Source organism: Chitinophaga filiformis (genome assembly GCF_900102545.1).
In the GTDB taxonomy this organism is placed as follows: domain Bacteria; phylum Bacteroidota; class Bacteroidia; order Chitinophagales; family Chitinophagaceae; genus Chitinophaga; species Chitinophaga filiformis.
Window position 1 is genome coordinate 216510 of the sequence record NZ_FNBN01000006.1, and the last position, 13763, is coordinate 230272.

Annotated in this window: 19 protein-coding genes; 1 reads left to right on the top strand and 18 read right to left on the bottom strand. The window is 43.1% G+C overall.

What is annotated here, in order from left to right; all coding sequences use genetic code 11:
• The first annotated feature begins 73 nt into the window (after nt 1-73).
• Nucleotides 74-1300, top strand: a complete 1227-nt coding sequence (locus tag BLR32_RS23140) for a pyridoxal phosphate-dependent aminotransferase (protein WP_089835236.1) — start codon at nt 74-76, stop codon at nt 1298-1300.
• Between the two features lie 600 nt (nt 1301-1900).
• Here the strand turns inward: BLR32_RS23140 and carA are convergent.
• The 18 genes from carA to rpsN form a co-directional block, all read right to left on the bottom strand.
• The gene (gene carA / locus BLR32_RS23145) at nt 1901-3010 is read right to left on the bottom strand and encodes a glutamine-hydrolyzing carbamoyl-phosphate synthase small subunit (protein ID WP_089835237.1); all 1110 of its coding nucleotides are present in this window, start codon (nt 3008-3010) and stop codon (nt 1901-1903) included.
• Nucleotides 3011-3105: 95 nt separating this feature from the next.
• Nucleotides 3106-3933 (bottom strand): hypothetical protein, encoded by an 828-nt coding sequence (locus BLR32_RS23150; protein WP_089835238.1) that lies wholly within the window; start codon nt 3931-3933, stop codon nt 3106-3108.
• A gap of 176 nt (nt 3934-4109) precedes the next feature.
• Nucleotides 4110-4592, bottom strand: a complete 483-nt coding sequence (gene rplQ / locus BLR32_RS23155; RefSeq protein ID WP_089835239.1) for a 50S ribosomal protein L17 — start codon at nt 4590-4592, stop codon at nt 4110-4112.
• Between the two features lie 69 nt (nt 4593-4661).
• Complete coding sequence (locus BLR32_RS23160) at nt 4662-5657, bottom strand: DNA-directed RNA polymerase subunit alpha (protein WP_089835240.1); 996 nt, start codon at nt 5655-5657, stop codon at nt 4662-4664.
• A 126-nt stretch (nt 5658-5783) separates the two neighbouring features.
• The gene (gene rpsD, locus BLR32_RS23165) at nt 5784-6389 is read right to left on the bottom strand and encodes a 30S ribosomal protein S4 (protein ID WP_089835241.1); all 606 of its coding nucleotides are present in this window, start codon (nt 6387-6389) and stop codon (nt 5784-5786) included.
• A 163-nt stretch (nt 6390-6552) separates the two neighbouring features.
• On the bottom strand, nt 6553-6954 hold the full coding sequence (rpsK, locus tag BLR32_RS23170) for a 30S ribosomal protein S11 (RefSeq protein WP_089835242.1): 402 nt from the start codon (nt 6952-6954) through the stop codon (nt 6553-6555).
• Nucleotides 6955-7046: 92 nt separating this feature from the next.
• A complete protein-coding gene (gene rpsM, locus BLR32_RS23175) occupies nt 7047-7427 on the bottom strand; it encodes a 30S ribosomal protein S13 (protein ID WP_089835243.1) in 381 nt (126 codons plus the stop codon).
• 36 nt (nt 7428-7463) lie between these two features.
• A complete protein-coding gene (gene rpmJ, locus BLR32_RS23180; protein WP_012789310.1) occupies nt 7464-7580 on the bottom strand; it encodes a 50S ribosomal protein L36 in 117 nt (38 codons plus the stop codon).
• 26 nt (nt 7581-7606) lie between these two features.
• Complete coding sequence (gene infA, locus BLR32_RS23185; RefSeq protein ID WP_012789309.1) at nt 7607-7825, bottom strand: translation initiation factor IF-1; 219 nt, start codon at nt 7823-7825, stop codon at nt 7607-7609.
• Nucleotides 7826-7940: 115 nt separating this feature from the next.
• Nucleotides 7941-8741, bottom strand: a complete 801-nt coding sequence (map, locus tag BLR32_RS23190) for a type I methionyl aminopeptidase (RefSeq protein WP_089835244.1) — start codon at nt 8739-8741, stop codon at nt 7941-7943.
• 132 nt (nt 8742-8873) lie between these two features.
• A complete protein-coding gene (gene secY / locus BLR32_RS23195) occupies nt 8874-10217 on the bottom strand; it encodes a preprotein translocase subunit SecY (RefSeq protein ID WP_089835245.1) in 1344 nt (447 codons plus the stop codon).
• Between the two features lie 173 nt (nt 10218-10390).
• Nucleotides 10391-10837 carry a 50S ribosomal protein L15 gene (gene rplO / locus BLR32_RS23200; RefSeq protein ID WP_089835246.1) on the bottom strand — a complete coding sequence of 149 codons (447 nt, stop codon included), beginning with the start codon at nt 10835-10837 and terminating at the stop codon, nt 10391-10393.
• Between the two features lie 112 nt (nt 10838-10949).
• Entirely contained in the window at nt 10950-11135 is a 186-nt protein-coding gene (gene rpmD / locus BLR32_RS23205; RefSeq protein ID WP_089835247.1) for a 50S ribosomal protein L30, read from the bottom strand.
• Nucleotides 11136-11201: 66 nt separating this feature from the next.
• Nucleotides 11202-11720, bottom strand: coding sequence for a 30S ribosomal protein S5 (gene rpsE / locus BLR32_RS23210; protein ID WP_089835248.1), 519 nt, complete (start codon nt 11718-11720; stop codon nt 11202-11204).
• A gap of 38 nt (nt 11721-11758) precedes the next feature.
• On the bottom strand, nt 11759-12112 hold the full coding sequence (gene rplR, locus BLR32_RS23215; protein WP_089835441.1) for a 50S ribosomal protein L18: 354 nt from the start codon (nt 12110-12112) through the stop codon (nt 11759-11761).
• Nucleotides 12113-12199: 87 nt separating this feature from the next.
• Nucleotides 12200-12754 carry a 50S ribosomal protein L6 gene (gene rplF, locus BLR32_RS23220; RefSeq protein ID WP_089835249.1) on the bottom strand — a complete coding sequence of 185 codons (555 nt, stop codon included), beginning with the start codon at nt 12752-12754 and terminating at the stop codon, nt 12200-12202.
• A 149-nt stretch (nt 12755-12903) separates the two neighbouring features.
• Nucleotides 12904-13302, bottom strand: a complete 399-nt coding sequence (rpsH, locus tag BLR32_RS23225) for a 30S ribosomal protein S8 (RefSeq protein WP_089835250.1) — start codon at nt 13300-13302, stop codon at nt 12904-12906.
• Nucleotides 13303-13428: 126 nt separating this feature from the next.
• A complete protein-coding gene (rpsN, locus tag BLR32_RS23230) occupies nt 13429-13698 on the bottom strand; it encodes a 30S ribosomal protein S14 (protein WP_089835251.1) in 270 nt (89 codons plus the stop codon).
• Between the last annotated feature and the right edge of the window lie 65 nt (nt 13699-13763).

Genomic DNA, 13763 nt, shown 5'->3' on the forward strand with positions numbered 1-13763 from the left:
CACACTGAAATTAACTGAGCCCGTAGATCCCCTAATATCTACTACCTTTGTATACTCAAAATCAAGACAATATATGCCTACCATTAGTAAGAGAGGGGAACAAATGCCACCTTCTCCTATCAGGAAATTGGTTCCTTATGCAGAAGCAGCTAAGAAGAGAGGAACCAGGGTCTATCACCTCAATATCGGGCAACCGGATATTGAAACACCAAAACCGGTATTGGATGCAGTCCGTCACTCCGACTTCACCATACTTGAATACAGTCATAGCGCAGGAAATGAAAGTTATCGCCGTAAACTGGTTACTTATTATGAGCGTTTTGGTATCAGACTGAATCACCAACAGATCATTGTAACTACCGGCGGCTCAGAAGCCATCCTCTTCGCTTTTATGGCCTGCCTCGATGCAGGAGATGAGGTGCTTGTGCCTGAGCCTTTCTACGCCAACTACAACGGTTTCGCTGTTGAAGCAGGAATACATGTGCGTACTATCACATCCAATATAGAAAGCGGATTTGCATTGCCGGCCATGGAAGCTTTTGAAAAGGCGATCACTCCACGGACCAAAGCGATCATGATCTGTAATCCTAACAATCCGACTGGCTATCTGTACAGTAAAGAAGAACTTTCTGTACTAAAAGAGCTGTGTCTGAAACATAATCTCTATCTGTTCTCCGACGAAGCTTACAGAGAGTTTTGCTATACCGGCGAACATTTCTCCGCAATGAACCTGGAAGGCCTGGAAGAGCATGTTATCTTAATGGATACTATTTCCAAGCGTTACAGTGCCTGTGGGGGGAGAATTGGCGCGCTTGTTACCAAAAATCAGACGGTGCTCGATGCCGTGATGAAATTTGCCCAGGCCAGACTTAGCCCACCTTCATTTGCCCAGATAGCCGGTGAAGCTGCTGTAGACCTTCCCCTGGATTATTTTGATGAAATAAAGGCTGAATACCTGAGCCGTCGCGATGTGTTGGTTAAAATGTTGAACGATATACCAGGCGTATTCTGTCCAAACCCTGGAGGGGCATTCTATGCAATGGCCAGATTACCTATCGACAATGCTGACAAATTTTGCCAATGGCTGCTGGAATCATTCTCGTATGAACAACAAACTGTAATGCTTGCTCCGGCCACCGGCTTCTATGCCACCAAGGGACTGGGTACAAATGAAGTGCGACTGGCCTATGTACTGAACACGGAAGACATCCGGAAGGCGATGATCTGTCTTTCGAAAGCACTGGAAATGTATCCGGGACGTGTCTCTGTTACGGAAGGAGTACTTGAAAAAGGACATTAAGACAAACGCAATAGTCATATTATTAATAATTCAATATAATATGGTTATTGCATTTTTTCTGGTTTTTGCTTCTAAAAGGCCCTTTTTTTACATTATAAAAAATAATATGTACACTTTTTATTATCAAAATTTGATTTTTTATAGGGGAAAATGTTTTTTACATCAGATTTCTTCGTATATTTGAATCGCGAAAGGCAGCTAGATTGGTAGTGAGATAACAGTGAAGACAGATAGCAGGAACCAGTTTAGCATAAATTTAACCTTAATAATTTCAAGAAGCGTTTTATAATCCTGAACTTTGAGTTATTAACAGTTAGAAAAGAATTATCAACTTTTTGTAAAAAAGTTTAAGATATACTAAAACGTTTTAGCTAAATACCTTATTTTTGTATCAGTTTTTCATAACGTGGAATTTATAAAGGCAAACGGCTCTGATCACAGAGCCGTATTTTTTTGCCCTATACCCAAATAATATATTGATAACCAATATCTTGAATAACCTTCCATTCTATTTGCCTCTGCTTTAACCTTTAAAATTGCATATAAAAAAAGAGGCGACCTGTAATAGGACCGCCTCTTTTAAATTTATCTCAGGAAGATTTACATGTTCTCTTTGATCATATTAAAGAAGTCATCGAACAGATAACGACTATCATATGGGCCCGGAGTTGATTCCGGATGGTACTGTACAGAAAATGCTGGCTTATTCTTAATACGGATACCTTCTATTGAAGAATCATTCAGGTTCACGTGAGTTACTTCTACCGTCTGGCTGGCAGCTATTGCCTTCGGATCCACAGCAAAACCGTGGTTTTGGGTAGTGATTTCACAACGTCCTGTTGCCAGGTTCTTAACTGGATGGTTCAGACCGCGGTGCCCATGATGCATTTTATAGGTAGGAATATCATTGGCTAGTGCCAGCAGCTGATGTCCAAGGCAAATGCCAAACATAGGCTTGTTGGCATTCAGGATCTTTTTAACTGTATCAACCGCATATTTCAAAGGAGCCGGATCACCAGGACCATTTGAAATGAAATAGGCATTTGGTTTGAACTTTTCACACTCTTCAAAAGGAGTATCTGTAGGGAATACCTGCAGATAGGCACCTTTCTCGGATAAGCATTTCAACATATTCCTTTTCACCCCATTGTCCAGTACCGCGATACGGATATCTGCGGCCGGATCCCCCACATTGTATGTTTCTTTGGTAGATACTTCAGCACACAGCGCCAGTCCCTCCATAGAAGGCACTTTCTTCAATTCGGCCTTCAGCTGTTCAACATCCAGGATCTCGGAAGAAATAATACAGTTCATCGCTCCTTTGCTACGGATGTGTGCAACCAGGGCCCTGGTATCTACATCATAAATGGCCACCAGATTATTCTCAACCAGGAACTTCTCCAGTGATCCGTCAGCCATCTGACGGGAATAATTATATGCGATGTTCTTACATATCAATCCACTGATCTTCACACTGTCACTCTCCACATCGTCTTTCTTCACACCATAGTTACCTACGTAACAGTTATTCATGATCAGTACCTGCCCTTTATATGAAGGATCCGTAAATACTTCCTGGTATCCTGTCATTCCAGTGTTAAAACATAATTCACCGGCGGCGGTGCCAATTTTACCAAAAGCTTTTCCCTGATATACCGTACCGTCGTCTAACAACAGTATGGCTGGCTGGATCGATCTAGTCTGAGGCATGCTTATTTTTTCGTTTTAAAAAATCGTGCAAAGTTATTGAATAAAAGATTAACTATCGAGATTTCTACCGATTAATTGTTAATCTTTACCCTCAATTATTTGACATGAATCGATTTTATAATACGATGTGCAGCAGTTGCAGCAGTAGTGTCATCCTCCCGGTAACGGATCCCTATTTCCCAGCGGTGTGGACCTTTTACAAGTAATAAGTTGCAGAAAGCAAGCCTGATGCCGCTTTTATAGTTATAGCTACCTTCTTGTAATAAAGCAGACATCCCACTTTGTGTGATGGTATCTGTCTTATATTGAAGGTCGGAAATCTCCTCGTTCTTTTTCATCTCTGTCGCGGTAGCAGCCCCTGCAATCTCCAAATCGTTGGACACATTTGGCCGGAAGCTATACAATTTTACTTCCACCTGCATCCCCTCTTCCACCCTGTTCCTGTAACACTTGGCATATTCGACGAATTGAGCCACTTCCGGAGCCAATGGCTTGTCGTTCACCCCAAGATGCATTGGTGTACTTATTTCAATCATTTGCCGCCCAATTTTGGCTGTTTCCCACGAAGAATACAACCACGACTTGTTTATCTTCGGATAGATCAGGTTGAATACGACACGTTTGCCGATATATCCACCAGCTACTGCCGCCAGGCCTATTATCAGTATTATAGTTATGATAGCTCCGCGCCGGCCAGCCCATTTCAGATACTTCTGTTGCAGTTCACCAAGAGAATTCGTCCTGGCTTTTTTGGGTTTTACTCCTTTTTCCCGCTGGAAGTCTTCGAAGCTGCCTTCAGGGCTTTTCAACTTCCATTCAGCATAGTTGGTAGGCAGTTTTTTGCCACATTCAGCGCAAAAGGTGAGAAACTCTGATTTGAGCTCATTGTAATGCCCACAGCTTTTACATTTCAGGTAAATCATAAGATATAGAGAGATTTTTATAAACCGGATCTTCCCGTATAATTTCTAAATACAAGCACGATATTACAAAAAAATATAATTAAACTATACTATGCTTCCGCATCAGGCTGGAGATCAGGTAAAAAAAAAATCCCGGAGTAATCTCCGGGATTCTTATGAATTGAAACAAACTGATATTATTCAGCTGCTTTTTCTTCAGTTGCTGCAGTGCCTTCTTCAGTAGCTTTTTTCTTGCTACCACCAGCACGACGAGTTTTCTTGGCAGGAGCTGCTTCTTTCTCAACTTTACCACCATAGATCTCATTAAAGTCAACCAGTTCGATCAGCGCAGTTTCGGCGTTGTCACCAACACGTTTACCTAACTTGATGATACGGGTATAACCACCAGGACGGTTAGCAATCTTTTCGCTGATAGCACCGAACAATTCCTTGATAGACTCTTTATCCTGCAGATAGCTGAACACAATCCTACGGTTGTGGGTAGAATCGCTCTTTGCTCTTGTCAGCAAAGGCTCAATGTATACACGCAGTGACTTGGCTTTAGCCAGAGTTGTAGTGATACGTTTGTGCTTGATCAACTCCATTGCAAGGTTAGCCATCAGGCTCTTGCGGTGTGCGGCAGTTCTGCCGAGGTGGTTTAATTTTACTCCGTGACGCATGACGTTTTGTTTTTGATTCCCCTGTACCGTGTCAGGAATTACAGGGTACTTATTTAGATATTAATTCTACTATTCTTCGTCTAATTTCAGTTTGGACAGATCCATACCGAAATGTAAACCTCTTTCGTTTAGTACCTGCTCAATTTCACTGAGGGATTTTTGACCGAAGTTCCTGAACTTCATCAGCTCTTCCTGTTCGTACTGAACCAGTTCGCTCAGAGAGTTGATCTTAGCAGCTTTCAGACAGTTGAAGGCACGAACGCTCAGATCCAGGTCCTCCAGCGGCGTTTTTAGTATTTTACGCAGCTGCAGTGTCTGTTCATCTACAACATCTTCTTTCTCGGTGTCTTTTGTATCGAAGCTGATGTTCTCATCAGTGATGATCATCAGGTGCTGGATCAGAATGCGGGAAGCCTGTTTTACAGCTTCTTCCGGGTGGATGGTGCCATCAGTGATCACTTCCATGATCAGTTTCTCATAGTCAGTCTTTTGTTCCACACGGGTGTTCTCGATGCTATATTTTACATTCTTGATAGGCGTAAAGATAGAGTCGATAGCGATGTAACCGAAAACGGCATCTTTAGGTTTGTTCTCTTCAGCTGGCACATAACCACGACCTTTACCGATAGTCAGTTCGATATCCAGCTTTGCAGATGGATCGAGCGTACAGATAAGCAATTCAGGATTCATGATCTGGAAAGCACTGGTAGCTTTCTCAATCATGTCAGCACGGAACTCAGTTTTTCCTTTAATAGAAATCTGAATCTTTTCGTTGCTGACTTCGTTCTCAACGATACGTTTGAAACGCACCTGTTTCAGGTTCAGGATAATTTCAGTTACGTCTTCAGTGATTCCTTTTAAAGTTGCAAACTCGTGATCTGCACCTTCTATCTTTATTCCCACAATGGCATAACCCTCCAGAGACGATAGCAGCACGCGACGCAGCGCGTTACCCACAGTCACCCCATAACCCGGTTCTAACGGCCGGAATTCGAATTGAGCTTCAAAGTCAGTAGACTTCTGCAAAACGATCTTATCAGGCTTTTGGAAATTCAGAATTGCCATTGATATGTTAAGTTTAATTGTTTATGTAAAACTGCCTTTAGCCATTAACATGTAGCCCCTAGTAACCTGCGTAAGAGTATTACGCTGGCAACTAATGACCCATGCTTAACGGCTAAAGACATATTATTATTTAGAGTACAATTCTACGATCAGCTGCTCCTTAATGTTCTCAGGAACGCTCTCTCTCTCAGGATATGCAATGAAAGTACCTTTCAGTTCCTTCTCATTCCAATCCAGCCAGCTGAATTTAGGATTTTTACCGCGAATATTGCTGGTAATTGCAGAGTTAGTTGCTGCAGATGGTTTCAGTCCGATGATATCACCTGGTTTCAGCTGATAAGAAGGGATGTTCATTACCTCACCGTTAACAGTGATGTGCTTGTGAGAAACCAGCTGACGGGCAGCAGGACGGGAAGGAGCAATACCCAGACGGAATACTGCATTATCCAGACGAGCTTCCAGTAATTTGATCAATACTTCACCGGTAACACCTTTACGGCGGTTAGCTTCAACGAACAGATTAGCGAACTGACGCTCCAGTACACCATAAGTGTATTTCGCTTTCTGTTTTTCACGCAGCTGCAGTGCGTATTCACCCAGCTGTTTACGCTTACGGGTTACACCATGCTGACCCGGAGGGTTGCTGTTCTTACCTAAATACTTACCGTTTCCTAAAATCGGTTCTCCAAAAATTCTGGAGATCTTGGTCTTTGGTCCTGTATACCTTGCCATGTTCTTTGTTAGATTTTTTAGTTCCGGTATATGATCTTTAAAAAATCTTAAACCTGATCATATACCCATTAATAATTAAAATTCTTAAACGGCAATTCGAAAGCAGCAAGCGGAAGATAATTCCAACTTTCCACCTTCGAAATACCGTACAATTATATCGATCCTATACCCTTCTCTTTTTAGGAGGACGGCAACCGTTGTGAGGTAAAGGAGTTACGTCTTTGATCATACTAACCTCGATACCGGAGTTTGCGATAGCACGGATAGCACTTTCACGACCAGCACCAGGACCTTTTACAAAAACATCTGCTCTTTTCAGACCAGCTTCCATTGCCGTTTTTGCAGCATCAGAAGCAGCCAGCTGAGCCGCATAAGGAGTGTTCTTTTTAGAACCCTTGAAGCCCATTTTACCTGCAGTAGACCAGGAAATAACCTGACCCTGTTTGTTGGTAATGCTGATGATGATATTGTTGAAACTAGCAGAGATGTGTACATCACCGTAGTTATCTACTTTAACTACCCTCTTTTTGTTAGCAGCAGTTTTTGTATTTGTTGCTTTTGCCATAATTATATAAAATTCCAGGTTCCAGGTTCCAGATTCCTCTTGCCATATATACGACTACTGGAAACCGGAACTTGTTATTTGTATTATCAAGTTTATTTCTTAGGCGCTTTCTTTTTACCTGCAACCGTTTTACGCTTACCTTTACGGGTACGGCTATTGGTACGGGTACGCTGGCCTCTTAACGGTAAGCCCTTCCTGTGACGAAGACCACGATAACAAGCGATGTCCAACAGACGCTTGATATTCATTTGTACTTCAGAACGCAGCTGACCTTCTACCTTAAACTCACTGTTAATGATGTTACGGATAGCAGCCTGCTCATCATCGTTCCAGTCCTTTACCTTCTTGTTCAGGTCTATACCAGACTTTTCAAGAATATATTGAGCAGTAGAACGACCAATACCAAAAATGTAGGTCAGGCCAATTTCTCCACGTTTATTTTTAGGAAGATCGATACCGGCTATACGTGCCATATTTGTATTTTAATTTACTAGTTATGTATTAAATGATTATCCCTGACGTTGTTTAAAACGGGGATTCTTTTTGTTGATCACCAACAATTTACCCTTCCTGCGCACAATCTTGCAATCTGCACTTCTTTTTTTTATGGAAGCTCTTACCCTCATAAGTTATAAGTTATAAGTCTGTATTATTATTTATATCTAAATATTATTCTGCCTCTGCTTAAATCGTATGGACTCATCTCGACCCCTACTTTGTCACCAGGCAGGATGCGGATATAGTGCATTCTCATCTTCCCAGAAATGGTAGCTAAAATCTCGTGCCCGTTCTCTAACTTAACTCGGAACATAGCGTTAGACAAGGCTTCTAGTATTATTCCATCCTGTTTAATGAGTGCCTGTTTTGCCATAAAAATTTTTAGGACTGCAAAGATAGCGAAATCTTAAGAAAAAGAAAAATTAATAAAATAAACGTGAATAATTAATTGTGGATAATCTCCTGAATTCACTCTTATCCATTAATTATCAATAGTTTGAACTCAATGCTGGATTATTTCTTTCCGCCTCTTCTATCCCCTTAAAAGAAGAAAGTATATCAGGTTTCCCCTTCATAACAGCCACATTATGCTCAAAATGAACGGATGGCTTCTCATCACGGGTAATCACTGTCCAGCCATCTTCCATATATTCAACTTCCTTTACCCCCAGGTTGATCATCGGTTCTATAGCGATCACCAGCCCCTCCTTCATAATCGGACCGCTCCCGCGCTTACCGTAATTAGGCACTTGCGGATCTTCATGGAGATTACGGCCCAGACCATGCCCTACCAGTTCACGTACCACGCCATAACCACGCTGCTTTTCGGTATGCTCCTGGATGGCATGCGCAATATCTCCTATACGGTTGCCAGCTATGGCCTTTTCAATACCTTTATAGAGCGCTTCCTTAGTAGCCTTCATCAGTGCCAGCACCTCTGGCTTTACGTTGCCAATAGCAAATGTATAGGCACTATCGCCATGATACCCGTTCAACAGCACCCCCACATCTACACTCACGATATCACCGTCCTGCAGTACATAGGCATTCGGAATGCCATGTACCACTTCTGCATTTACAGAAATACAGCAGCTCTTTGGAAATCCCCTGTAATTCTTGAAAGACGGTACAGCTCCATTTGCTACGATGAATTTCTCTACAATTTCGTCAATCTCAAGGGTAGACATCCCCGGTTTCAGATTTTTGGCAACTTCTTCCAATGTAGCGCTCACCAATAATGCGCTTTTGCGCATCAGCTCAATTTCTTCCTTAGTTTTATAATGCACCATACCAAAAAACGGGTTAGGTAAGTTCAGCTTTGAATTTACTTAAAAGATGAAGCCACGCAAGCATAAGCCCAGCAGATCAAACTCTGTTGGTCTTATGCTTCTGTGGCTTTTATACCAGGTAGCCTGGATTAATCAGACGTTAGCCGGAGCTGTTCTTCCTTTAATCCGACCTGTGCTCATGAGACCATCGTAATGGCGCATCAGCAGCTGGCTTTCTATTTGCTGGAGCGTATCCAGGATAACGCCCACCATGATCAATAAGGATGTACCTCCAAAGAAGGTAGCAAAGTTACTGTTGATATTCACCGCAGCTGCTACACCAGGCAGGATACCTACCAACGCCAGGAAGAATGCACCTGGCAATGTGATACGATCCATTACAGCGCCGATATAATCAGCAGTAGCTTTACCAGGTTTAACACCCGGAACGAAACCATTATTACGTTTCATCTCATCCGCCATAGAGGTCGGATTGAATATCAATGCAGTATAAAAGTAAGTGAACACTATTACCAGTACAGCATAGATCAGGTTGTACCAGCCATTAGTGTGATCACTGAATATACGGATGAATCCAGAACCGCTGTCCGTAGCAAAACCGATCGCTGTAGCCGGGATGAACATGATCGCCTGAGCAAAGATGATAGGCATTACACCTGCAGCATTTACCTTCAGCGGGATGAACTGGCGTACACCACCAAACTGTTTGTTACCAACTATACGTTTTGCGTAGTTTACAGGGATCTTACGGGTACCTTGTACCAGCAGGATCAGACCGATAGTGATCAGTACGAACACTGCCAGCTCGATCAGGAACAGCATCGGACCACCGTTGCTCTGGGCATTTCTGGAGGAGAACTCCTGGATAATAGCCTGTGGCAGACGGGCAAGGATGCCGACCATGATTATAATAGATGTACCGTTACCGATACCTTTATCTGTAATTTTTTCACCCAGCCACATTACAAACAGGGTACCTGCTGTAAGTACGATGGTAGTGGTCAGCCAGAAGAAGGCAGAACCATATTCAGGAATAATAGAACCTGCAGATTGCTGTTTCAGGAAGGCAACGTATGCGCTCGCCTGGAAACCGGTTACTACTACTGTCAGTACACGGGTATACTGGTTAATCTTTTTCCTACCGCTTTCGCCCTCTTTCTGGAGTTTCTGAAAATAAGGCACGGCAATTGTAAGCAGTTGTATGGCTATGGATGCAGAGATATAGGGCATTATGCCAAGAGCAAAAATCGAGGCCCTGGAGAATGAACCTCCAGCAAACATATTGAACAGTCCAAGGATACCTTTCTCTGACTTGTTGGCAAACTCTCCCATACCCAAACTGTTGGCATCAATACCGGGTAACGCGATATAGGATCCTACACGATAGATGAGGACAAGAAGCAATGTGGTGAGAATGCGGTTACGCAAATCCTCGATGCTCCAGATATTCTTAATCGTTTCGATAAATTTCTTCACAGGAAGATGAATGTTTAATATTCAAAATTTCATCCCGCCGCAGGCGAGACCAAATTCCGAACCTGCATTAGCTGCTATCCAGTAACTCTGGCCGGGATTTGTGTTGTTTTCTCTGGTTTGATAAAATGTGAAAAGACGCACTACTCCGTAGGCGTCTCCTCAGTCGTGAAATCTTATACCAGCTCTACCGTTCCACCCGCTGCTTCTATCAGCTGCTTGGCTTTTTCGCTGATCGCATTCACTTTTGCGGTTACTTTAGCCTTCAGTTCTCCCTGACCCAGGATCTTCACTTTCGCGGTCCTGTTAATCAGCCCATTCATGTACAGGTTTTCCAGAGAGAAGTCCTGCAGACCATATTTTTCAACCAGGTGATCGATCTGACCGATGTTAAATACCTGGTATTCAGTTGGATTTAAGCTCTTGAAACCACGTTTAGGCATACGACGCTGAATTGGCATCTGACCACCTTCATGACCTCTTTTGCTCTGATAACCAGCACGTGACTGACCACCTTTATTACCTTTTGTAGAGGTACCACCTTTACCGGATGCTTCACCACGACCAAGGCGCTTCTCTTTATGTACGGAACCCTTTGCAGGTTGTAACGTATGCAGATTCATTTTCTAATTTTTTTTACTTACGCGGAAATTAACCGCTCGCTTTAAATGTAAAATGTTTATTCGTAAATCTCCGAATATAAATGTAGGATTATTTCCCGGGTAATAAAATTTATTACGCCTGTTCTCCTTCAACTTTTACCAGGTGATTTACTTTACGCACCATACCCAGGATCTGGGGGGTAGCTTCCACTTCTACAGTGGCGTGCATTTTTTTCAGTCCCAGTGCCCTCAGGGTGAGCTTCTGGCGTTCAGGACGGTCTATACCACTTTTTACTTGAGTGATCTTGATCTTTGCCATTGTTATTTGAATTGCCACTTTACAATTGCCAGGACAGAATACCGTCCTGCTAACTGGATAGTGTTATTATCCGTTAAATACTTTCTTCAGCGATACGCTTCTGGTTTTTGCTACCTGGATTGGCTCACGCAGGAGACCTAATGCCTTGAATGTAGCTTTTACCACGTTATGAGGGTTAGCAGAACCCAGAGATTTAGCCAGAACGTCGGTGATACCTGCGCTTTCCAGTACGGCACGCATAGAACCTCCGGCGATCACACCAGTACCATGAGCAGCTGGCTTGATCAGCACTTTAGCAGCACCTTCTTTAGCTAACTGGTCGTGAGGAATAGTACCGTGCATTACCGGAACCTTGATCAGGTTCTTCTTGGCATCGTCGATACCTTTGGTGATAGCTTCCTGCACTTCCTTAGCCTTACCCAGACCGTGTCCTACTACACCGTGCTCGTTACCTACTACTACCAGGGCAGAAAAACTGAAAGTACGTCCGCCTTTGGTGGTTTTAGTAACACGGTTGATAGCCACAACCTTCTCTTTCAGCTCCAGGTCACCGGCCTTTACTCTATTAAATGTATTCTTTGCCATTTTTTTATTTGCGAATTACGATTTAATCAATTTCGATATTAGAATTGGAGACCAGCTTCTCTGGCACCATCAGCTACGCTCTTTACGCGACCATGATACAGATAACCACCGCGGTCAAAAATACAGGTTTCAATACCTAATGATTTTGCTTTGGTAGCCAGTGCAGCACCTACGAGTTTAGATTTCTCGCTCTTGGTACCTTTCTGTGCCTTGATATCTTTATCGCGGGAAGAAGCTGCAGCCAGAGTAACACCATTGGTATCATCTATCAATTGCACGTAAATATCGCTATTGCTGCGAAATACAGATAATCTCGGCTTCTGTGCAACACCCACCACCTTTTTACGGATGCGGTAGCGGATCTTCTGTCTCCTATTAACTTTTGTACTCATTTCTCTTTCATTTTTATTCATTCCGATACTGCCGGAATGGTGTTGAATTAGCTAATTGACGACAACCGCCAATTAGCTAATTAAAAATTATTTACCTGCAGACTTACCTGCTTTCTTACGAACCACTTCATCACTGTAGCGAACACCTTTACCTTTGTAAGGCTCTGGTTTACGCAGGCTACGGATTTTAGCAGCTACCTGACCTAACAGCTGGTTGTCAATACCTTCCAGCATGATCTTAGGGTTAGCACCTTTTTCAGTCAGGGTAGATACTTTCAGTTCTTTAGGGATCTCAACGATGATGTTGTGAGAGTAACCTAAAGACAGGTCCAGTAACTGACCGCTGTGAGCAGCTTTGTAACCCACACCCACCAGTTCAAGTTGTTTCTTGAAACCGTCAGTAACACCGGTCACCATGTTGGCGATCAGCGCGCGGTACAAACCATGCAGTGCACGGTGACGGATCTGGTCGGTAGGACGTACTACTGTCAGCACACCATCCTTCACTTCTATCTTGATATCCCTGTCGATGTTCCTTTTCAGTTCACCTTTAGGGCCTTTTACAGTCAGCTCATTAGCAGCGGAAACAGTTGCTGTTACACCGCTGGCCAATTTGATAGGACTTTTACCTATACGAGACATAATTGCAGTTTTTACTGTTATGTTTGAATTCAGGATCTTCCGTGTTCAGCGCCGTATAGAAAGCTTAATTGTCAGAAGGTCCATTTAGTTTCGCCCTGTTGCTGATAACTGCCGGATACACCAACAGCGCCACCAACGGGGCATATATATTAATAAACGTAGCAAACGATCTCTCCGCCTACATTCTGTGCTTTGGCTTCTTTATCGGTCATTACGCCTTTGGAAGTAGAGATAATGGCAACACCTAAACCATTCTTGATACGTTTGAAATCAGCTGGTTTAGAATATTGACGTAAACCGGGACGGCTGATACGCTGCAGATCAGTGATAGCAGGAGTCTTGGTCTGTGGGTCATACTTCAGAGCGATCTTGATAAGGCCCTGTTTAGTATCTTCTTCAAATTTGTACTTCAGGATGTAACCTTTGTCGTACAGTATCTCGGTGATACGTTTCTTCAGTTTAGAGGCAGGAATTTCCACAATCCTGTGGTTGGCCATTTGCGCGTTCCGGATTCTGGTCAGGAAGTCTGCTATTGGATCAGTAACCATTGTTCTTAAAATTTAAAAACTATTTTACAATGCGATATCCAATCAGTAATAGATAGGAAAATCAAATAACTAATGCCGGTTTATCCGTAAGCACTGCTCTGCAGTGCATTCGGATCTGGTGTTGGCTTACCAGCTAGCTTTTCTTACGCCAGGGATTTTGCCAGCCAGGGCCAGGTCACGGAACATGTTACGACACATACCGAAATGACGCATATAACCTTTTGGACGGCCTGAAAGCTGACACCTGTTGTGCAGGCGAACAGGAGATGCATTTCTTGGAAGTTGATCCAGTGCAGCGTAGTTACCTTCTGCTTTCAGGGCAGCACGCTTTTCTGCAAACTTCTCAACCAGCGCAGCTCTCTTTCTCTCACGGGCTTTTACGGATTCTCTTGCCATGTTAAGTTTATGATTCCAGTTATAAATTCCAAATTCCAAACCCTGTCCGGGATTGGAATTTGATA